Origin of the sequence: Pseudomonas sp. GD03862, assembly GCF_029840855.1 — a bacterium.
Classification (GTDB): domain Bacteria; phylum Pseudomonadota; class Gammaproteobacteria; order Pseudomonadales; family Pseudomonadaceae; genus Aquipseudomonas; species Aquipseudomonas alloputida.
Window position 1 is genome coordinate 1 of sequence record NZ_JAOCDI010000120.1, and the last position, 776, is coordinate 776.

The 776-nt window shown below is 62.1% G+C and carries 1 protein-coding gene; it reads left to right on the top strand.

The features are described from left to right. Positions 1–776 (top strand): thiamine pyrophosphate-dependent enzyme (locus N5D53_RS27615; protein WP_279841145.1); only part of this gene is annotated, 776 nt, incomplete at both ends.

Below are 776 nucleotides of genomic sequence, written 5' to 3' on the forward strand. Positions count from 1 at the left end.
GCGCTGTCGTCGGGCGACTTCGTTCACCGCGCCGTCGAAGCCGCCGACCTGATCATCAACATCGGCCACGATGTGATCGAGAAGCCACCGTTCTTCATGGTCCGTGGCGGCACCGAAGTCATCCACATCAACTTCCGCTCTGCCGAAGTCGATGCCGTGTACTTCCCGCAAGTAGAAGTGATCGGCGACATCGCCAACGCCGTGTGGCAGATCAGTGAAGCGCTGAACGACACGTCGCACTGGGACTTCACCCGCCTGATGGCCATCCGTGAGGCCAACGAAGCACAGATCGCCGAAGGCGCCGACGACGACCGCTTCCCGGTCTACCCACAGCGCATGGTGGCTGACATCCGTCGTGTACTGCCGTCCGAAGGCATCGTCGCCCTGGACAACGGCATCTACAAGATCTGGTTCGCCCGCAACTACAAAGCGCACAAGCCAAACACCGTGCTGCTGGACAACGCCCTGGCGACCATGGGCGCCGGCCTGCCATCGGCAATGGCTGCGCACCTGGTGCACCCGGACCGCCCGGTAATCTCGGTGTGTGGCGACGGCGGCTTCATGATGAACAGCCAGGAACTGGAAACTGCAGTACGTCTGGGCATGCACATCACCGTGGTGATCCTGCGTGACGACGGCTACGGCATGATCCGCTGGAAGCAGGCCAACATGGGCTTCACCGATTTCGGCCTGGACTACGGCAACCCGGACTTCGTCAAATATGCCGAAGCCTACGGCGCCAACGGCCACCGCGTGGAAAGTGCCGAAGGCCTGCT